The sequence below is a fragment of the Dactylosporangium sp. NPDC051087 genome (assembly GCF_055586325.1).
On sequence record NZ_JBVJIJ010000007.1, the window covers coordinates 310,881 to 331,251 of the forward strand.

Annotated in this window: 12 protein-coding genes; 8 read left to right on the forward strand and 4 right to left on the reverse strand. The window is 73.0% G+C overall.

Annotation, left to right across the window (positions count from 1 at the left end):
* Positions 1 to 52 precede the first annotated feature (52 nt).
* Positions 53 to 1,306 carry a DUF4349 domain-containing protein gene (locus ACZ6TV_RS16100; RefSeq protein WP_465297929.1) on the forward strand — a complete coding sequence of 418 codons (1,254 nt, stop codon included), beginning with the start codon at positions 53 to 55 and terminating at the stop codon, positions 1,304 to 1,306.
* Positions 1,307 to 1,342: 36 nt separating this feature from the next.
* Here the strand turns inward: ACZ6TV_RS16100 and ACZ6TV_RS16105 are convergent, their stop codons facing one another.
* A complete protein-coding gene (locus tag ACZ6TV_RS16105) occupies positions 1,343 to 3,574 on the reverse strand; it encodes a hypothetical protein (RefSeq protein WP_465297930.1) in 2,232 nt (743 codons plus the stop codon).
* 29 nt (positions 3,575 to 3,603) lie between these two features.
* On the reverse strand, positions 3,604 to 4,887 hold the full coding sequence (locus tag ACZ6TV_RS16110; protein ID WP_465297931.1) for an amidohydrolase: 1,284 nt from the start codon (positions 4,885 to 4,887) through the stop codon (positions 3,604 to 3,606).
* Between the two features lie 784 nt (positions 4,888 to 5,671).
* Here ACZ6TV_RS16110 and ACZ6TV_RS16115 point away from each other — a divergent pair.
* On the forward strand, positions 5,672 to 7,498 hold the full coding sequence (locus ACZ6TV_RS16115) for a serine/threonine-protein kinase (RefSeq protein WP_465297932.1): 1,827 nt from the start codon (positions 5,672 to 5,674) through the stop codon (positions 7,496 to 7,498).
* Positions 7,499 to 8,127: 629 nt separating this feature from the next.
* Positions 8,128 to 9,744: a phospho-sugar mutase gene (locus ACZ6TV_RS16120; RefSeq protein ID WP_465297933.1), complete on the forward strand. Its 1,617-nt coding sequence runs from the start codon at positions 8,128 to 8,130 to the stop codon at positions 9,742 to 9,744.
* Here the strand turns inward: ACZ6TV_RS16120 and ACZ6TV_RS16125 are convergent.
* Both ACZ6TV_RS16125 and upp read right to left on the reverse strand, forming a co-directional pair.
* Positions 9,737 to 10,912: a glycoside hydrolase family 26 protein gene (locus ACZ6TV_RS16125; RefSeq protein WP_465297934.1), complete on the reverse strand. Its 1,176-nt coding sequence runs from the start codon at positions 10,910 to 10,912 to the stop codon at positions 9,737 to 9,739. The genes ACZ6TV_RS16120 and ACZ6TV_RS16125 overlap by 8 nt on opposite strands.
* 90 nt (positions 10,913 to 11,002) lie before the next feature.
* Positions 11,003 to 11,635 carry a uracil phosphoribosyltransferase gene (gene upp / locus ACZ6TV_RS16130; protein ID WP_465297935.1) on the reverse strand — a complete coding sequence of 211 codons (633 nt, stop codon included), beginning with the start codon at positions 11,633 to 11,635 and terminating at the stop codon, positions 11,003 to 11,005.
* A 24-nt stretch (positions 11,636 to 11,659) separates the two neighbouring features.
* Here upp and deoC point away from each other — a divergent pair, with 24 nt between their 5' ends.
* From deoC to ACZ6TV_RS16155, 5 genes are all read left to right on the forward strand, one after another.
* Positions 11,660 to 12,595, forward strand: a complete 936-nt coding sequence (deoC, locus tag ACZ6TV_RS16135; protein ID WP_465297936.1) for a deoxyribose-phosphate aldolase — start codon at positions 11,660 to 11,662, stop codon at positions 12,593 to 12,595.
* A gap of 3 nt (positions 12,596 to 12,598) precedes the next feature.
* Positions 12,599 to 14,029, forward strand: coding sequence for an aldehyde dehydrogenase family protein (locus tag ACZ6TV_RS16140; RefSeq protein WP_465297937.1), 1,431 nt, complete (start codon positions 12,599 to 12,601; stop codon positions 14,027 to 14,029).
* Positions 14,019 to 14,894 carry an aldehyde dehydrogenase family protein gene (locus tag ACZ6TV_RS16145; protein WP_465297938.1) on the forward strand — a complete coding sequence of 292 codons (876 nt, stop codon included), beginning with the start codon at positions 14,019 to 14,021 and terminating at the stop codon, positions 14,892 to 14,894. Before ACZ6TV_RS16140 ends, ACZ6TV_RS16145 begins: the two co-directional genes overlap by 11 nt.
* A gap of 91 nt (positions 14,895 to 14,985) precedes the next feature.
* A complete protein-coding gene (locus ACZ6TV_RS16150; protein ID WP_465297939.1) occupies positions 14,986 to 16,182 on the forward strand; it encodes a DNA primase in 1,197 nt (398 codons plus the stop codon).
* A gap of 235 nt (positions 16,183 to 16,417) precedes the next feature.
* The gene (locus ACZ6TV_RS16155; RefSeq protein WP_465297940.1) at positions 16,418 to 19,885 is read left to right on the forward strand and encodes a hypothetical protein; all 3,468 of its coding nucleotides are present in this window, start codon (positions 16,418 to 16,420) and stop codon (positions 19,883 to 19,885) included.
* Positions 19,886 to 20,371 lie beyond the last annotated feature (486 nt).

Consider the following 20,371-nt stretch of genomic DNA (forward strand, 5'->3'; position numbering starts at 1 on the left):
GCGTCCCAAGGTGCAGTTCGATCGCTCCGGTCGACCCTACCCAGGAGGCGTCATGTCAGTCAGGCGCACCAGACTGTTCCTCACGGTGGCAGGTGCCGTGCTGCTCGTCGCGGTGAGTGGCTGCGCCGCCGACAAAACGGACTCTGCCAGCACCAGCTCGGCGAAGGACGCCGGGGTCCCGGCGGCCGGCGGCATGGCGCAGGAGGGCGGCGCCGGCCCCGCGCCCGCGAAGGAGCCCGTCCAGGACCCCAACGCCAACAAGGTCCCCGACAACCTCGACACCGAGAACCGTTCGATCATCTACGCGGGCACGATGACGGTCCGGGTCGACGACGTCGACGCCGCGGCCGCGAAGGCCATCTCCCTCGCCACCGCAGCGGGAGGCTTCGTCGGCGGCGACAACCGCCGGCGCGACGACCGCCGCTCCACGGGCACCCTGGTCCTGCGCATCCCGGCACAGAAGTTCACGCCGACCCTGGAGCAGCTCAAGGACCTCGGCGACGAGGAGAACCGCACCATCACCGCGCAGGACGTGACCGACCAGGTCGTCGACGTCCAGGCCCGCCTCGACAACGCCACGGCGAGCGTCGACCGCATCCGCGCCCTGCTGGCCCGGGCCACCACGATCGGCGAGATCACCTCGCTGGAGTCGGAGCTGTCCCGGCGCCTGTCGGACCTGGAGTCGCTGCAGGCCCGCAAGCGCAAGCTCGACGGCCTCACCGCCCTGTCCACGATCACCCTCCAGCTCCTCGGCCCCGAGGCCGCGATCACCCGCGACAAGGACGAGATCGGCATCGCCGCGGGCTTCAAGGAGGGTCTGAAGGCGTTCCTGGCCTCGCTCCAGGTGGCGCTGACGGTGCTCGGCTGGCTGACCCCGTGGATCCTGCTGCTGGGTGTTCCCGTGTACCTCCTGGTCTGGCTGATCCGCCGTTTCCGCCCCCGGCGGCCCGTCCTGGCCGCCGCCGGTCCTCAGGCCGGGCCGCTGCCCGGCTGGACCGCCCCGCCGCCTCCGGCCGGGCCGCGCCCGGCGCCGGGTCACGCGCCCCAGTCCGGCCCGCGCACGGCCGCGCTGATGACGGGTCGCGGCCCGGTCTCCGCCCCGCCCGCCGTCCGCCCCGCCACGGCCCAGACCTCCGCACCGCCCGCCGCCGGGCCGGTCTCCACGCCGCCCGCCGGCAGTGCTGCCGCGACCGAACCGGAGCCGGACTCGTCCGGCACGGAGACGGCGGAGGGCGGGCCGAGGTCGGAGGTGCCGCCGTTCCCGGCGCTGTCGAAGCGGGACGACGACGACCCGAAGGACCGCTGAACCATCCCGACCGGGCCCGGTGCTTCACCGGGCCCGTCAGGGGTTCGCCGGCGGGTTCGCGGCCGTCGGGGGTTCGTCCGAGGGGTCCGACAGGACCGTCACGAGGCCGGCCACGGCGGTGGCGAAGGCGGGACGCTGCTGGTAGCCGGAATGACCGTCGATCTTGGGGTACACCGTGTCACCCGCGGCGATGTCGAAGCCCGGCGGGTCGACCAGCCGCACATCCCGTGCGGCGGGTGACTGGACCGGGCCACCGATCGGGTCGGTGTCGCGCCACAGGTTGACCCAACGGGGGCCGTGCTGCCCCGCGTCGAGGACGCCATCCCCGGGGCGGGACAGCACCGCACCGATGCGTCCCAGCACGGCGTCGTTGACGTAGGCGGGGAAGAACCGGGCGTACAGGCGGCGCAGCGGCGAACCGTAGGTCAGCAGCGCGGTCCGGGCCTGCGCCTCCGGCGGCAGCTGCAGGACGGTCGCGGCGGCCAGGACGGTGCCCTGGCTGTGCCCGGACAGGATGACGCCGCCCTGCTCGGCGGCGAGCCACCCGGCGCGCCGGACGAGCTCCGGCACGGCCCGCTCGGCATAGCACGGGGGCGCGAGCGGATGGGCGGCGCGGGGCCAGAAGGTGCCCAGGTCCCACAGGACGCCCACGATGCGGCGGAAGCGTTGGTACCGGTACGCCAGCACCCCGATGAGCACGAGCGCGAAGACCGACAGGCCGATGAGGTAGGTGCCGAGGTTGACGACGGCCGACACCACCTCGGCGGTCGCGGAGCCCGAGCCGGCGAGCCGGATCGGCCGCCGGCCCAGCAGGGCGAAGCCGGTCGCGACGACCGCCGCCGCGGCCGTGGGGACGAACACCCACACGAGCATGCGGGCGACGTGGTCGGTGACGAGGGCGTCGGCGACCGCCTTGTCGACGTGTTCCGCCCGCCGCCCGTCGCGCTGCCGTCCGCCGCGGAAGTCGGCGTCGGTGACGACCCGGGCGTACCGGCGCAGGCGGCGCACCAGCGGCAGGCCCAGGACCAGGCCGACGAGCACGGCGATCACCAGAAGCAGGACGAAGCCGGCGGCGGCCCACTCGTACGCGGGCGGCGGCTCCAGCAGCAGGGGCGCCTGCGCGTAGTCGGCGGTGGTGGCGAGGGCCCGCCGGTTGAGCAGGTCGGCGACCCGGTAGGCCATGCCGGCCGCGAACGCGGCGGCGACACCGAGGCCGGTGCTCGCGATCAGCGGCCCCGCGAGGCCCTGCAGGAACGTGCCCCTGGGCCTGGTCGCGAGCACGACCGCGCCGAGGGCCAGCATGAGCAGGACCTGCACGGCGAAGAGCACGGTGACGGTGCCGCTGAGGACCGGCAGGCGGCCCCGCGCCTCCCACGGATCGCGGTTGAGGCAGGCGTACGCGATGACGAAGCCGGTCAGGACGACGGCGGCGTGGCTCATGACCCGCGTGAACGGCTTCGCCCAGGAGGCGGGCGCGTCGCGGTGCACGACGACGGTCAGGGTGACCGCGAGGATGCCCAGCAGCAGGATCGCGGCGGTCAAGGCGGCGAGCGCGTAGCCGAGGGGGTGCCGGTCCCGCGGGACGAGGACGCCGAGGAGCACCGCGTCGAGGGTGCCGAACGCGACGGCGATGTGCAGCGACCGGAGCCGGCCGACGAGGGGGCGGCCGTTCCAGAAGCAGGGGTGGGCGAGCCCGTCGCCGTCGCCGTCGGTCGTGACGGGGAACGCCTCGTAGCGGGCCCAGGTGCGCCTGCCGAGGAACCACAGGAACGCGATCGCGAGGACCGGGACCAGGGCGGTGACGGCGAGCCGCCGGCTGGTGCCGGCGTCGGCGAGGACCGCCAGCCAGCCGCGGCCCTCGAGGCAGCGGGCCTGTGCCGCGCACTGCCAGCCGACGAGGTCCATCGAGATCTCGGCGAACGACAGGACGAACGACGCGGTCATGGTCAGCGCGAACACGCGGGTCAGTGCCCGGATCGCCGTTCTGGCCCCGGTACCGACGTCGGGGCGCAGCCAGATCGCGACGTTGGCGAACATGAAGGGCAGCAGGAGCAGCCAGAGCGCGCGTGCCGCGGCACCGGCGGTGAGGTTGCCCCAGCGGTACGCCTCCAGGGTGACGCCGCCGGGGCCGGTGACGGCGCCGTACTCCGCGCGGGGCCGGAAGAACCCGGCGTCGGTGTCGCCCGCGACCCGCCGCAGCAACGGCCGGTCGAGGACGTCCTCCGCCGGGGTGCCGGTGACGCCGTGCACGCGCAATTCAGTGACCACGGCCTATAGCTACCAGGCCGGGGGATGTTTTAGAAGGCTCCCGCGCTCAGCGCGGCCAGGGCGGTGTGCACCATGACCCGGACGCCGTAGCCGATGGAGCGTTCGTCGACGTCGAACGCCGACTGGTGGATGTCGAACTTCTGGTCGGAGCCGGGCACGCCGACGCCGAGCCGGATCATCGAGCCGGGCACGCCGTCGAGGTAGAACGCGAAGTCCTCGCCGCCCATGCTGATCTCGGCCTCGACGACACGGTCCGGGCCGAGGGCGGCGCCGGCGGCACCGGCGATGACCGCGGTGGCGAGCCGGTCGTTGACGACGGGCGGCACGCCGCGGGTGTACTTGACCTCGACGTCGGCGCCGGTCGGCGCGATGACGTCGTGGACGAGCTTGGTGACCAGCTCCGGCACGTCGCGCCACGCGTCGCGGCTCAGCACCCGGATGGTGCCGCGGGCGACGCCCTCGATCGGGATCGCGTTGGCCGCCTCACCGGCCCGCACGGCGCCCCACACCATGGAGACCCCGGCGCGGGCGTCGAGCTTGCGGTCCAGCAGCGACGGCACGTCGACGAGGATCCGGCCGAGCGCGTGGACCAGGTCGGCGGTCAGGTGCGGCCGGGCGGTGTGCCCGCCGCGGCCGGTGAGCCGGACCTCGATCTTGTCGGCGGCGGCCGTGAACGGCCCCGAGCGGACCCCGACGAGCCCGACGGGCAGCTGCGGCGCGCAGTGCAGCGCGTAGATCGCGGCGACGTCCTTCAGCCCCCCGGCGGCGATGACGTCGGGCGCGCCGGACGGCATCGTCTCCTCGGCCGGCTGGAACAGCAACCGCACCCGGCCGGGCAGCTCGTCGCGCTCGGCGAGCTGCGCCAGGGCGAGCCCGACGCCGAGCAGGATCGTGGTGTGCACGTCGTGGCCGCAGGCGTGGCAGACGTTGTCGACCGTCGAACGGTAGGGCACGTCCTTGGTGTCCGGCAGCGGCAGCGCGTCCAGGTCCGCGCGCAGCGCGATGACCCGGTCGCCGTAGCCGATGTCGCACATGACGCCGTTGCCCTTGGGCAGCATGCGGGGCGAAAGACCGGCACGGGTCAGCTCGCGGGCGACGAGGGCCGCCGTCTCGAACTCCTGGCCGGAGAGCTCCGGATGCGCGTGAATGTGACGTCGTACGGCGACGAGCTCAGCGCCCCGGGAGGTGAGCCAGCGGTCGAGCTGACCGGGCAGCGGATCGGCCCCGGGTGGAGTCTCGGGCCAGGACGACGTCAACTTGCTGACCCGGGCCGCGGCAGCGGCGGGATCGGGCAGCGTCAGCGCTCTCGTCACGGTGAGTTCTCTATTTCGGTCTAAAGGAGCGGCCCGCCCCATGCGCGCCACGGACAGACTAACTGGGTCAAGGTGACGGAGCGCAACATCATTCTCGTGATGTTGAGATAGCTGAGCGTCACTTGATTGGTGCTGGAGGCGTAAAGATGCTGGCCTCGTCGGAAGTGTGCGGTCCGCTTCTGACAAGAACCCCTCACCTCCTACAACGGGTGACAGGCGCCACGGTCACGTGGTGTCGCGAGTAACTTTTCAGCTCGACGTGCAGTCCATCGTCGCCGCAGATCGACGCACAGTGACGAAAGACGTCGCAGAGTGGCATGAACCCGGGGGTCACCGCCGCACCGCGCGTCCGTCCAGCACACCGATCGGCAGGTGCACCAGGAAATCCAGGGAAAGTAGTCCCCCGATGTTCCGGATACGTTTCAGTCCCCTGCGTAGACGCTCCGCCCAACCCTCCGGGTTCCCCGAATCAGAGGATTCAATCCAACCGGTTCACGAGCGCGACAAGATCATCACGCACGGTTGCGTGCGGGTCACGGTACGGTGAAGGAGGGGACCCCACCTTTCTTAACGGGCGAGCAGCACGCAAGATAGGGGGGACCGCGGTCGTACAGCGAGAAAGTCATCTCCCCTCCATGACGACGGTTTACTGCCTGTGACTCAGCTCCCGACGTGGCACGGCGAGCCCCTGCCATCCACCGGCGCTCTGGCTTCCGCCGGAGCCGGGCGTGATCCTGCGCGCGGCCCTGAGCAGCGGGAGCCCCGCGAGCCTGGCTCCACGAGCATGCCCGTGCCCGGCCAACGAGCCGCCCCGGGCGTGGTGATCGGCGGGCGCTATGCGCTGCGCACCGCCATCGGTCACGGCGGCATGGGCACCGTGTGGCGCGCGAGCGACACCGTGCTGCGCCGCGACGTGGCGGTCAAAGAGGTGATCCTCCCGCCCAACATGGCGCCCAGCGACCGCGACTCGATGTATCAGCGGACGCTGCGCGAGGCCCGCGCGGCGGCGGCACTGTCCCACCCGGCCGTCGTCCAGGTGTATGACGTCGTCACCGAGGCCGGCCGCCCGTGGATCGTCATGGAGCTGCTCCAGGCCCGCAGCCTCGCCGAGATGATCGTGGAGGACGGCCCCCTGGCCGCCCGCGCGGTCGCCAAGATCGGCATCGCGCTGCTCGGCGCGCTCGAGGTCGCCCACGCCGCGGGGGTCCTGCACCGCGACGTCAAGCCGGCCAACGTGCTCATCGCCGGCGACGGCCGCTGCGTGCTCACCGACTTCGGCGTGGCCCGCATGCCCACCGACAGCGAGCTGACCACGCCCGGCATGGTGCTCGGCTCGCCGCACTTCATCTCCCCCGAGCGGGCGATCGGCGCCAAGTTCGGCCCGCCCAGCGACCTGTTCTCCCTCGGCGTGACGCTCTACACGGCCGTCGAGGGCCGTCCGCCGTTCGACCGGCGCGACCCGTTCGAGACGATGCGCGCCGTCGTCGAGGAGCCCCCGGCCCAGGCGGTCCGCGCGGGCCCGCTCGCCGGCGTGCTCTATGGCCTGCTGGAGAAGGACCCGGCCCGCCGCTGGAACGTCGAGACCGCCCGCGCGGTCCTGCGCGACCTGCTCGCCGGCCCCCTCGCCAGCAACGCGCCGGCGCACATGACCGACCCGTATGCCGTGGTCCGGCCCACGCACCAGCCGACCGTCGCGACCCCGCAGCACTCCCCGACCGGCCAGATCGGCGGCCGGGCGATGATCGCCCCCGGCGAGACCGTCAGCGGCGCCATGCGGCGCATGCACTCCGGCGGCCCGGTCAGCGGCGCCCCCGCCGGCGGCCAGCACCAGGCGGCCGACCAGCTGGAGCGCACCGACGCCAGCCGCTTCGCGGCCTACCAGGACGGCCCGCTCGGCACCACCGACTGGACCCAGGCCCCGGCCGAGCCCCCGAAGCAGCCCGGCACCGACCTCAAGCGCATCGTCACCCAGGCACCACGCTGGGCGAAGATCGCGGTCGCCGCGGGCGTCGTCGTGGTCCTGATCGTGGCGGTCTCGATGTCCGGCCTGTTCTCCGGCGGCGGCTCCGACAGCCAGTCGGGCAAACCCCCGGTCACCACGTCGAGCGCCCCGACCAAGCCGCTGCTGGACGTCGAGTCCTTCACCCACTCCGGCGGCATCACGGTCAACGTCCCGAAGGGCTGGACGAAGAAGCAGCTCGGCAACGCGAGCGCGCCCTACTGGGACATCACCGACCCGGCAGACCCCAACCGGCGCATCCGGGTCAACATCGAGAAGGCGTCACAGACCCCGCGCGCCTTCCTGGAGAGCGCCGAGAACCGGCTGAAGACCAACGCCTCCAGCTGCGCCCAGCCCTTCGGCCACGTCGACATGACCGAAAACAAGCTCGACGGCCACGACGCCGCCGTCCTCGAATACACCTGCGGCACCGGCGACCAGCAACGCCACGCACTGTGGAACGCGGTCGTCCAGGGCGGCAAGAGCTACCACTTCTTCGTGACCGTGCCCGAGGCCAGGTTCACCGAAAGCAAGATCATCTTCGACGAGATGGTCCGCTCGTTCAAGCTCAGCACCCCCACGACCACCACCTCCTCCTCAACGGGCCAGTAACCAACCCGCCCCGAGGGGCCTTTGGTGATCCGGAAGACTTTGTGCCGCCAGGAGCACCCAAGGTCTTCCGGATCACGAAACCCAGCCACCCCAGCCCGGCGCCAGACCGTCGTGCCCATGATCCGGAAGACTTTGCGTTGTCCAGGGTGCACAAGGTCTACCGGATCACGGAAGGCAGCCGGCCCACCCTCCGACCGGCCCGCTGCACCATGATCCGGAAGACCTTTTGCTGCTCCAGCGACCAGAACTCTTCCGGATCACGAAACCCAGTCACCCCGCCCGGCGCGTGGCCGGTGTGACCCGTGATCCGGAAGAGTTTGGGTAGCCAGGGGTGCACAAGGTCTTCCGGATCATGGAAAAGCGCGGCGGTGAGGCACCCGGGGATGGCACGCGGATGCGTAGGAAGCTGCCGCGCGCTCTGCGCGCTGGCAGTGCGTCGCGGAGCGGCGCATTGGGGGGCTCCGGGGGTGAGAATCCCCCCGGCGGGACCCGCGCGGAGCGTGGGGCAGCGAGCCAATCGCCGAAGGCGACACAGCGGGTAACAGCACCCGCGCGGAGCGTGGGGCAGCGAGCCCATCGCCGAAGGCGACACAGCGGGAAACAGCGTAAAACAATGCTAAGAACTAGGGATGAGTGAGCTGCGCGCCGAAGCGGAGGCCTGGCTGGCCGACGATCCTGATCCTGCCGGCCGGGACGAGCTGCGGGCCGTCCTCGACGACAGCCGGGAGCTGCAGGACCGGTTCGCGGGGCCGTTGACGTTCGGGACCGCCGGGCTGAGGGGGCCGCTGCGGGCCGGGCCCAACGGCATGAATCTCGCCGTCGTGCGGGGTGCCGCCGCAGGGCTCGTCCGGTGGCTGGCGGACACGGGGACCGAGGGTCCGCTCGTCGTCGGGTACGACGCCAGGCACGGCTCGAAGGCGTTCGCGGAGGAGACCGCCAGGGTCGCGACCGGGGCGGGCCGGCGGGCGCTGGTGCTGCCCCGGCCGCTGCCGACGCCGGTCCTGGCGTTCGCGGTGCGGCATCTCGGCGCGGCCGCGGGGGTCATGGTGACCGCGAGCCACAACCCGCCGCAGGACAACGGGTACAAGGTGTATCTCGGCGACGGCTCGCAGATCGTGCCGCCCGCCGACCGGGAGATCGAGCGGGCGATCCGGGCCGTCGGGCCGCTGCGGGACGTCCCGCTCGGCGACGGCGGCGAGACGCTCGGCGAGGACGTGCTCGACGCGTACGTGGACGGGGCGCTGGGGACGGTCGAGCCCGAGGTGCCCAGGGATCTGGTCGTCGCGTACACGCCGATGCACGGTGTGGGCAGGGACGTGTTCGTCCGGACGATCACCGAGGCGGGGTATCCGGCGCCGGCGGTCGTGGCGGCGCAGGCCGAGCCCGACCCGGACTTCCCGACCGTGGCGTTTCCCAACCCTGAGGAGCCCGGCGCCACCGATCTGCTGCTGGCGCTCGCCGACGAGGTGGACGCGGACATCGCGATCGCCAACGACCCGGACGCCGACCGCTGCGCCGTCGCCGTCCGTACGAAGGCGAATGCGCATGACCGGAAGTGGCGGCTGCTGCGGGGTGACGAGGTGGGGGTGCTGCTCGCCGACCACCTGATGCGCCGCGGCGTGAAGGGCCTGTACGCGACGACGATCGTGAGCTCCAGCCTGCTGTCGCGGATGTGCGAGGCGCACGGGGTGGGCTACGGCGAGACGCTGACCGGCTTCAAGTGGATCGTGCGGGCCGGCGACGACCTGGTCTACGGCTACGAGGAGGCGCTCGGGTACTGCGTCGCCCCCGGCCACGTCCGCGACAAGGACGGGATCACCGCCGCGCTGCTGGTGTGCGAGCTCGCCGCCGGGCTGAAGTCCGAGTTCAAGACCCTCGGCGACCGGCTCGACGAGCTGGCACTGCGGCACGGGGTGCACGCGACGGACCAGCTGAGCGTCCGCGTCGACGACCTCGCCGACATCGCGACGGCGATGGCCACGATCCGGCGGCGGCCGCCGGTGGCGCTGCTCGACGAGCCGGTGCACCTGGTCGAGGACCTGCTACCGGACGCCGACGTGCTGATCGTTCGGGCCGGCACGACCCGGGTGGTGGTGCGGCCGTCGGGGACGGAGCCGAAGCTGAAGGCGTACCTGGAGGTGGTCGAGCTGGTCGTGGACGGTGACGTGGCCGCCGCCCGCGAGCGCGCCCAGGCGTCCCTGGTGGCGCTGCGGACGGAGACCGCGCTGGCGCTCGGCCTCAGATGACGGCGGAGAAGACCGTCGACGCGGCCAGCTGCCGGAAGGCCGAAAGGGCCTCCGGCGAGCTGTCCGGCCGCGTGTCGCCCTTCGGCGCGTTCGGCGAGTCGAAGTAGACGAGGGCCTTGATCGCCGGGAACCTGCCGAGCTGCTGGCGGACCGTCGAGTAGATCCACGCCTTCTTCGTGGGGTCGGCGGCGTGCTCGTACACCCCCCACTCCGCGATCATCAGGGGCTTGTTGCCGTGCGTGCGGGTGATCCAGGTGTAGAACCCGGGCCACTTCGCGGGGTCGGAGGTGCGGTCGACCAGGTACGCGAAGTCGCCGTGGCCGTAGCCGCCGGGCTTGGCGAAGAGGTACGGGTCCATGCCGACCCAGTCGACGACGTCGTCGCCCGGGTACAGGTCGCCGAACCACGGCTGCACGCACCACGGCTCGTAGGCCATGTAGACCATCACGAAGACGACGTTCGTGACGCCGGCGGCGCGCAGGCGCAGGACCGTGTGCCGGTACATCGCGGCGTAGTCGCGGGCGGTCATGCCGCCGCCGGCGCGCACGTCGTTCTCCGGCTCGTGGTGCAGCGCGACGAACAGCTTGCCGGGGAACGCCTTCAGCCGGGCCGCGGCGCGGTCGATGCGGGCGTCCTGCCCGCCGGCGGCCACGTCGGCCCAGGTGGTGTTCCAGGCGACCTTCCAGTTGGCGAACAGGATCCGCTTGCGGGACTGCTTGACCACGGCGATCTCGTCGGCGGTCGGCCAGACCTCGTCGCCGCGGTGGTAGGAGTGCAGGATGTCGGCGGGCCGGCCGGTGGTGCGCTCGAAGTTCGCCAGGGCCTGCGACGACTTCAGGTCCGTGAACGCGCCCGGCGCGACCCCCCACAGCAGCCCGCAGCCCGGCACGAGCTTCGCGTCGAGGCCGCAGAGTCCGCCCGCCTCGGCCGCCTTCGACGCGGGCGGCTTTCCCGCCGCCTTCGAGGGCGTGCCGGCGGTGCCGAGGCCGGACCCGTCCGCGTGCTGCGTCGCCGGTACGGCATCAGCCCGCACCGAGGCCGGTGAGGCCTTCGGATCGGGCCGGCTGACGGCGGTCGCGGCGAGGGCTCCGGAGCCGGCGAGGATGCCGGCCGTGACGACGACGGCGAGGACCGGATGGGCGCTGAGGAAGGAGCGTCGGTGCTTCATCGCCGGTCACCGTAGGCCGCTGCTCAGCCCTTGAGGCAATGGCTGAGCAGCGGATATCCCCCGATCCGGCGACGAAGCTTAAGCCGGACTTCAGAATCTGGGCATGCCGCCGAACTGCCGGTCGCCCGCGTCGCCGAGGCCCGGGACGATGTACATGCGCTCGTTGAGCTTCTCGTCGATCGCGGCCGTGACGAGCCGGATCGGCAGCCCGGAGTCGGCGAGCCGCTCGATGCCGGCGGGCGCGGCGAGCACGCACAGGACCGTGATGTCGGTCGCGCCGCGGTCGACGAGCAGCTTCACGCAGTGCAGCAGCGAGCCGCCGGTGGCCAGCATCGGGTCCAGCACCAGGACCGGGATGCCGGTCAGGACGCCGGGCAGGGACTCCATGTAGGCGCGCGGCTCGTAGGTCTCCTCGTCGCGGGCGAGCCCGACGAAGCCCATCGAGGACTCCGGCAGCAGCGCGAGCGCGGAGTCGGCCATGCCGAGCCCGGCGCGCAGGACCGGCACGAGCAGCGGCGGGTTGGCCAGCCGGGTGCCCTCGGCCATCGCGACCGGGGTCTTGACCTGGAACTGCTCGGTGGCGAACGACCTGGCGGCCTCATACACGAGCATCGTGGTGAGCTCGTGCAACGCGGCACGGAACTGGCCGTTGTCGGTCCGTTCGTCACGCATCGCGGTCAGTCGCGACTTGGCCAGGGGGTGATCCACCACGAGTACGTCCACAGGGACTGAGCTTAGACTCAGCCCATGACCCTCACCGCCGAGGTCGCGCGCTCACAAGGCGCCCTGCGGACCTTCCTGCACGGTTTGCCCGGTGTCGACCAGGTCGGCGCGGAGCAGCGCGCCGCCATGCTGGGCACCCGGTCGATCAAGACGACGGCGAAGGCGCAGGCCCTGGACCTGGCGATCCGCATGGTCGACCTGACCACCCTCGAAGGCTCCGACACCCCCGGCAAGGTCCGGGCGCTGTGCGCGAAGGCGGTCCGGCCCGACCCCGCCGATCCCACCTGCCCCAGCGCCGCCGCGATCTGTGTGTACCCGTCGATGATCGCCGTCGCCGCCGAGGCGCTGCGCGGCAGCGGGGTGCACCTGGCCAGCGTCGCGACCGCGTTCCCGTCCGGGCAGGCGCCCCTTGAGGTGAAGCTCGCCGACACCCGGGCCGCGGTCGCCGACGGCGCCGACGAGATCGACATGGTGATCAAGCGCGGCGCGTTCCTCGCCGGGCGCTACGCCGAGGTCCACGACGAGATCGTGGCGATCAAGGAGGCGTGCGGCGACGCGCACCTCAAGGTCATCCTGGAGACCGGCGAGCTGGCGACGCTGGACAACGTGCGGCGCGCCTCGTGGCTGGCGATGCTGGCCGGCGCCGACTTCATCAAGACCTCCACCGGCAAGATCCAGCCGGCCGCGACGATGCCGGTGACGCTGGTCATGCTGGAGGCCGTCCGCGACTTCCGGGCCGCGACCGGCCGGACCATCGGCGTCAAGCCCGCCGGCGGCATCCGCACCGCCAAGGACGCGATCAAGTATCTGGTCATGGTCAACGAGACCGCCGGCCCCGACTGGCTGGAGCCGGACCTGTTCCGCTTCGGCGCCTCCACGCTGCTCAACGACCTGCTCATGCAGCGGACCAAGCTCGCCACCGGCCACTACGCGGGCCCCGACTACTTCACCCTGGACTAGGCGATGGACTTTCAGTACGCACCCGCGCCGGAGTCACGCTCGGTCGTCGACATCCGGTCCTCCTACGGGCTGTTCATCAACGGCGCGTTCGTCGACGGGCGGGGCGAGTCGTTCAAGTCCGTCAACCCGGCGACCGAGGAGGCCCTCGCCGACATCGCCGCGGCCTCCGCGGAGGACGTCGACGCCGCGGTGCAGGCCGCGCGCCGCGCCTTCGACACTGTGTGGGGCCCGATGCCCGGGCGGGAACGCGCCAAGTACCTCTTCCGCATCGCCCGGATCATCCAGGAGCGGGCCCGCGAGCTGGCGGTGCTCGAGTCCCTGGACAACGGCAAGCCGATCCGGGAGTCCCGCGACGTCGACGTGCCGCTCGTCGCCGCCCACTTCTTCTACTACGCGGGCTGGGCCGACAAGCTGACGTATGCCGGCTTCGGCCCGGACCCGAGGCCGCTCGGCGTCGCCGCTCAGGTCATCCCGTGGAACTTTCCGTTGTTGATGTTGGCGTGGAAGATCGCGCCGGCGCTCGCCGCCGGCAACACGGTCGTGCTGAAGCCGGCCGAGACGACGCCGCTGACGGCGCTGCTCTTCGCCGAGATCTGCCAGCAGGCGGAGCTGCCGCCGGGCGTCGTCAACATCGTCACCGGCGCCGGGGACACCGGGCGGCTCCTGGTGGAGCACGCGGGCGTCGACAAGGTGGCGTTCACCGGCTCGACCGAGGTCGGGCGGGCCATCGCCCGGTCCGTCGCCGGCACCCGGAAGAAGGTCACCCTGGAGCTCGGCGGCAAGGCCGCCAACATCGTCTTCGACGACGCCGCCGTCGACCAGGCGGTCGAGGGTGTCGTCAACGGCATCTTCTTCAACCAGGGGCACGTCTGCTGCGCCGGGTCGCGGCTGCTGCTGCAGGAGTCCCTGGCCGAGGAGTTCCTCGACGCCCTGAAGCGGCGGATGGCGCAGCTGCGGGTCGGCGACCCGCTGGACAAGAACACCGACGTCGGCGCGATCAACTCCTCGGCGCAGCTGGCCCGCATCCGGCAGCTGTCGCAGATCGGCGAGGACGAGGGCGCCGCCCGCTGGTCGGCACCCTGTGAGCTGCCGTCGCGTGGGTACTGGTTCGCCCCGACCATCTTCACCGGGGTGACCCAGGCGCACCGCATCGCCCGGGAGGAGATCTTCGGCCCCGTGCTGTCGGTGCTGACGTTCCGTACCCCCGACGAAGCCGTCGAAAAGGCCAACAACACGCCCTACGGGCTCTCCGCCGGGATCTGGACCGAGAAGGGGTCCCGCATCCTGCACGTCGCGGACCGGCTCCGGGCGGGTGTCGTGTGGGCCAACACGTTCAACAAGTTCGACCCGACGTCACCCTTCGGCGGCTACAAGGAGTCCGGCTACGGGCGTGAGGGCGGCCGTCACGGGCTGGAGGCCTACCTTGAGCACTGAGTCACCGGCGCGGCTCGCCGTCCGCAAGACGTACAAACTCTTCATCGGCGGCGCGTTCCCCCGCAGCGAGTCCGGGAGGTCCTACCAGGTGCACGCAGCCTCCGGCGACTTCCTCGCCAACGCCGCGCTCGGCTCCCGCAAGGACGCCCGCGACGCGGTCAAGGCGGCCCGCGCGGCCGCCGGCAAGTGGTCCGGCGCGACCGCCTACAACCGCGGCCAGATCCTCTACCGGGTCGCCGAGGTCCTCGAGGGCCGGCACGACCAGTTCGTGGCCGAGGTGAAGGCCGCGGAGGGCGTGTCCCGCAAGGAGGCCGCCGCCCTGGTGGACGCCGCGATCGACCGCTGGGTCTGGTATGCGGGCTGGTCGGACAAGGTCGCGCAGATCCACGGCGGGGCCAACCCGGTCGCCGGGCCCTACTTCAACCTGTCCGCGCCGGAGCCGACCGGGGTCGTCGCCGTGGTCGCGCCCGCCGCGTCGTCGCTGCTCGGGCTGGTCAGCGTGATCGCGCCGGCGATCGTGACGGGCAACACCGTCGTGGTCGTCGCCTCCACCGACCGGCCGCTGCCGGCGATCTCCCTGACCGAGGTCCTCGCCACCTCCGACCTGCCCGGCGGGGTCGTCAACGTGCTCACCGGGAAGGTCGCAGAGATCGCGCCGTGGCTCGCGGCGCACATGGACGTCAACGCCATCGATCTCACGGGTGTGACGGACGACACTCTCGCGAAGGAGTTGGAGGTCGCGGCGGCGGAAAACCTGAAGCGGGTGATCCGACCTGCAGACCCCGACTGGGCCGCCGACCCGGGGGTGTCCCGCATGCTGGCACTACTGGAGATCAAGACGGTCTGGCACCCCAAGGGGGTCTGACCGTCGCAGACCGGGCACACTAGGGTGTTTGTGCGCGAGGCCATGTAAGTGAGCAGTGTGCCCGCACGCCGAGCCGACTACGGAGGTCACAGTGGCCCGCCAGTCTTCCCGTCCGTCCTCATCACGTCCGGCGTCCTCGCGCCCGGCGGCAGCGAAGAAGAGCACCCCGGCCGCGGCTGAGCCCGCCTCCGTCGAGGAGCCGCTCGACGAGGCCCCCGAGGCCGCCGAGATCTCCGACACCACCGCCACGGCCGACGTCGTCGAGGACGTCGACGCGGTCGAGGACGACGAGGTCGAGGCCGCCCTGGACGACGAGGACGACGACGCCGACCTCGACGAGGAGGACGACCGCAAGGAGCGCTCCGCGCAGGCCGACGCGATGTGGACCGACGTCAACATCGAGCCGGTCGAGATCGCGCTGCGCACCGGCGTCGGCTACACGCTGCGGGCCTACCGGCTGTCGACCGAGCTCACCCCGACCGAGCTGGACGAGGAGGAGGACGACTTCGCGATCCTCCACCGCCGCGAGGCGGACGTCGACGAGGACGAGGTCGTCATCCTCGACGAGAACGCGGAGCTGTTCGCCGACGAGGAGCCCGAGCCGGCCGTTTCGAAGGCGGCGAAGCCGGCGAAGAAGTCGCGCGACGAGGACGACGAGGACGCCGCCGACGCCGACGTCGTCGACCTGGACAAGTCGGACAAGGCCGACGAGGACGACGAGGACGACGACTCGGATGACGCCGACGAGGCGGCCGAGGCCGACGAGATCGCCGACGACGAGGATGAGGATGAGGAGGAGCCCGAGGAGGTTCCCGCGTTCCTCAGCCACCGCGGCAAGCTGCTGCTCTTCCGCAGCGCCGAGGGCCTCGTCGAGTTCGTGAAGTCCGACGCGGAGCACGACCTGCGCCAGCTCGACACGTGGAGCAGCCTGAAGACCCGCATCACCGCCTCGTCGGTCGCGCCGAAGGACGAGGACCGCTACGAGCTCGACCTCGTCGTGGAGAACCTCCGCGGCGGCCAGGACGCGTGGGACGCCGACCTGCTCATCGCGGCCGGCGAGGCCGCCCGTGACCTGGCGCACGCGCTGCGGCTCGAGCCCGTCCGCACCGCCCTCGCCCCCGGCTCACCCCTCGACGACCTCGACGAAGCGCTGCGTGCGGCGGCCGGCGGCGGCGTCGGTGGTTTCTTCGCCAAGCGGCGTCTCAAGAAAATCGGGGCACAACAGGCAGCCCTCGGCTGGCGGACCATAATCGGCAAGATTTCTGCCGTCGTGGACTGGCGTGATTGATTTGTGACCGACAGGATCTAAGCCGTGGGCATTCTGGCACGGCGGGCTCGACCCGGCCTTTGACCGGACGGGTGGCGACGGTGCGCGACGATCAGCCGATGAGGTAGTTCAACCGAAACGGCTGATCGCGTCATCCGCCCGCAACCTGTTTAGTAGAGGTCGTTCAGTTTGACCTGCGGTAACACACGGCGGGGCGCCGGGACACGTCCCCGCCGACGTGGTGAAAGCTCAACTGATGTCCCGAGAGGAGGACGACGCGGTGGCGCTCGTTCGGGTGTACTGCGGTCTGGCGTCGGCTGATCTCGCCGAGCCGCAGTCAAGCTCCGAAATCTGGTTGACCGTCGCGGTCGTCGACGACGCCGGCCGACTCATCGACATCTGCGAGGTGAGCGACGACGCCGGCGGCTACGCCGAGCTCAGCGCGCTGCTCGCACAGCGCTCCGGCGGGCAGTCCGCCGTCGCGGTCGCGGCCGAGAGCGACGACCACGTCGTCACCCAGCTGCTCACCGCCGCCGGGCGCAACCTCGCCTTCACCGACGACGACTCGGCCGACGACTACGCCGAGCGCTTCGCCGACGACGAGTCGCCGGAGGAGATCCAGTCCAACGCCGCCGAGCGGCGCGCCGTGGGCCTCGCCCGGGCGCTGCAGGCCGGCGTCCTCTCCGCGGTCGGGCAGTCCCCGCCGCGCGACATGCTGCCGCTCAAGCCGGTCCTCGCCGCGCACGCCGCCGTCGTCTCCGGCCGGCAGAGCGCCGCGGCGACGCTGCGGGAGGTGCTCCGCGAGCTGTATCCGGCCGCGCTGCGCGCCTACCCGGACCCGGCCGAGGCCATCCCCCTCGCGATCCTCGACGCGCTGCCCGAGCCGGGCATCCTCGGCGGCGGCGCCGCCGGGCGCAACCGGGACGCCCAGGTCGCCACCGAGCTCGCCGCGAGCGGGGTCGCCGACGCCGTGACGCTCGGCGAGGCCATCACCGCGCTGCGGGTCGCGATCGCCGAGACCCCCCGCCGCACCGGCGTCAACCGGGCCCTCACCGCCGCGGTCGCCGAGACCATCCGCCAGTCTGTCGCCGCGGTCCGCGCCTGCGACGCCGCCGCCGCCTCGCTCGTCGGTGTCCTCGCCGACAAGATGAGCCCGTCGCGGCTGCCCGGCCGCCAGCGGACCGGCTCGCCGCTGACCCCGGTCGCGCCGCTGCGCTCCGCGCCGCCCGCGGCCGTGTCCGCCGCAGGTCCCGCCGCCGGGCTTGCCGCCGGTCCCACGATCGGTGCGGTGCCCGCCGTCGGGCAGGACGCCCCGCCGACCCGCACCCGCGTCGCCGCCCGTGCCGCCGAGGCGGCCCGCGCCGCCGAGTCGACCGCCGCGGCCTTCAGCGCTCCGCCGGCCGGTGGCCGCACCAGTGCCGCGCAGGCGACCGGTGGACGCCGCCGCGCCCAGGCGGCACCCGCGCAGGCCCAGCCGCCGGCGGTCTCCGCTCCTCCGGCCGCCTCCGTCGTGTCCGGCCCGCCGTCGCACGCGGCCGTCGTGTCGGGTCCGCCCGCGGTGCCCTCGGCCCCGCCGGTCGCCGCCCCCGGGTATCAGCCCGCCGCGGCCTCCCACGGGCAGCCGGTCACGTCGACGCCGCCCGGCTACACGCCACCCGGGCAGCCGGTCACCTCCACGCCGCCGGCGTTCGGTGCTCCGGTCACGTCCACGCCGCCCGCCTACGTGCCCGCGGTCACCTCGACGCCGCCGGCCTTCGGGCAGCAGGTTCCTTCCGCGCCGCCGGCGTACGGGCAGCCCGTCACGTCGACCCCTCCCGGTTACGGGGTCACCTCGACGCCTCCGGCGTACGGGGTCACCTCGACGCCGCCCGGGTATCAGCCCGCCGCGGCCACCTACGGGCAGCCGGTCACGTCCACGCCGCCCGGCTACTCGCCGACCTTCCCGGGCGCGTTCGACGCACCGGGCGCGCCGGCGCAGGCCACGCCGCCGTATCAGCCGGCCGCCTACCAGCCGCCGACACCGACCTACGCGCCCGCGCCGCCGATCCCCCCGACGTACCAGCAGCAGCAGCCGGTCCCGGCGTCGATGCAGTCGATCCCGGTCCCGCTGCAGCCGGCGCCGCCGCAGCCCGTGCCGGTGGCTCCCCTGCCCGTCGCGCCCGCCCCGGTCGCGCCGCCGCCGGTCGCCCCGGCCCCGGTGATCCCGCCGCCGGCCGCCACGGAGCAGCCCACGTTCGCGTCGCTGATGCCGCCGCCTCCGCCGGGCATCGCCCCGCTGCTGGCCGACACCGGCTTCGACTTCACCCGCCCCTCCTCCGCGCCTCCGGCCGCTCAGGAGAGCGACAGCGGCGCGATCAGGCTCAGCGACCTCAGCTCTCTCAGCGAGCCGCCGACCCTGGCCCCGGCCATGCCGGCGCCCGCGTCGCGGACCGGCTGGCCGCTGGGCGGCGCGGACGCGGCCGACGCGTTCGACGGCGACCCGCTGAACATGACGACGTCGGCGTTCGCCACCCCGTCGTCCGACCTCAGCAGCCTGCCGCGGATGAGCGACCTGCCGAAGCCCCCGGCCGAACTGCAGGACCTGGAGACCAGCGGCGAATTCGGCCGCCGGTCCGAGCGGTCCGAGCTGCTCAGCAGGTCTGAGCTCAGCCGGTCCGCCGCCGCCGAGACCTCGCCGGCCGGCGCGGAGCCGGCGCGTGGGCGGCGCGCCAGCCGCACCGACAGCCGCACCGAAGAGGCGGCCCCGACCGGTCGCCGCGCCCGGTCCGAGTCGACGGCCCCGGCCGCGTCCGAGTCCGCCGCGACGCCCCCGCGGTCCGAGCGGTCCCGGACTGAGATCCCCCGCTCCGAGCGGTCGCGGACCGAGATCCCGCGGTCCGAGCGGTCCCGCACCGAGATCCCCCGGTCGGAGCGGTCGCGGGCCGAGCGCCCCGTCGAGCTGCCCCGCCAGCGCGAGGGTCGCGTCCCGCCGCCGTGGCAGACCGGCGACCTGCCGGCCGAGCCCGCCGGTCTGCGGCTCGTCGAGCCCGCCCCGGTGCCGGACCCGGCGCTCACCGGCTACGGCGACGAGCTCAGCGGTGAATACAGCGGCGAGTTCCGCTTCGAGCCGCCGGCGCTGCGCCTGGTCGAGGACCGCCCCGCCGCCGAGCGGGCCACGGCACGCAGCAGCGGCACCGGCGCGGGCCGCAGCCGCCGCGCCGCGGCCGCCGAGTCCTCCGCGCTGGCCTCCGGTGCCGATGCCGCCTCCGGCTCCGGTGCCGCCGAGGCGGACGGTGACCTGTTGATATTCGCCGCGGCACGATCCGCGTGGTTCACCGACTGGGACGCCGACAGCGAGTCCGAGACCCCGGCCGAGCGCCCGGCGGTCAGCTGGGACAACCAGAACGACTCCGCCTGGCGCCTGGCCGAGGAGGCCAGCCAGCCGAAGCTCGGCGACGAGACCTCGACGGGCCTGCCGCGGCGCGTGCCGCAGCAGAACCTGGTGCCCGGCTCGCCGATCAACGCCCCGGAGCGTCCGCTGCGCATCGTCCGCGACGCGGCGCAGATCGCGGCGCACACCACCGGCTACTTCCGCGGCTGGCGCCGGGGCCAGGAGGTCGGCGGCTTCGCGGTCGGCGGCCGCCCCGGTCGCGAGGCGGCGGGCGGCTGGGACTTCAGCCGGGAGCGCGAGGCCAGCCGGGACTATCAGGAGCGCGAGTTCGAGTACCGCTCGGCACGCCGCTAGATCGTCATCCGGAAAGGGCCGCCCTCGAACTTCGAGGGCGGCCCTTCTGCTTGCCCGGATCCGCCGCGGTCCGCGACCCGACGGTTGCCCCGGTCCGCTGCGGTCCCGCGACCCGACGGCCGCCCCGGCCCGCCGCGGGTCCGCGACCCGACGGTTGCCAGGGTCCGCTGCGGTCCCGCGACCCGACGGTTGCCCCGGTCCGCTGCGGTCCCGCGACCCGACGGCCGCCCCGGTCCGCTGCGGGTCCGCGACCCGACGGTTGCCAGGGTCCGCTGCGGTCCCGCGACCCGACGGCCGCCCCGGTCCGCTGCGGTCCGTGATGTGGCGGCTTCGCAGCGCCCATCTCGGCCCGTGCCGGTGGACGGCGCGTTGAGCGACCGTGAGGATGGCCTTCAGAGCGACAGAGAGCTCCACGAGACCGCCACCCACATTGGGATGCGTCTCAATGGCGACCCGGCCGCCTCCGGCCATCTCAGGGCGGCCTGA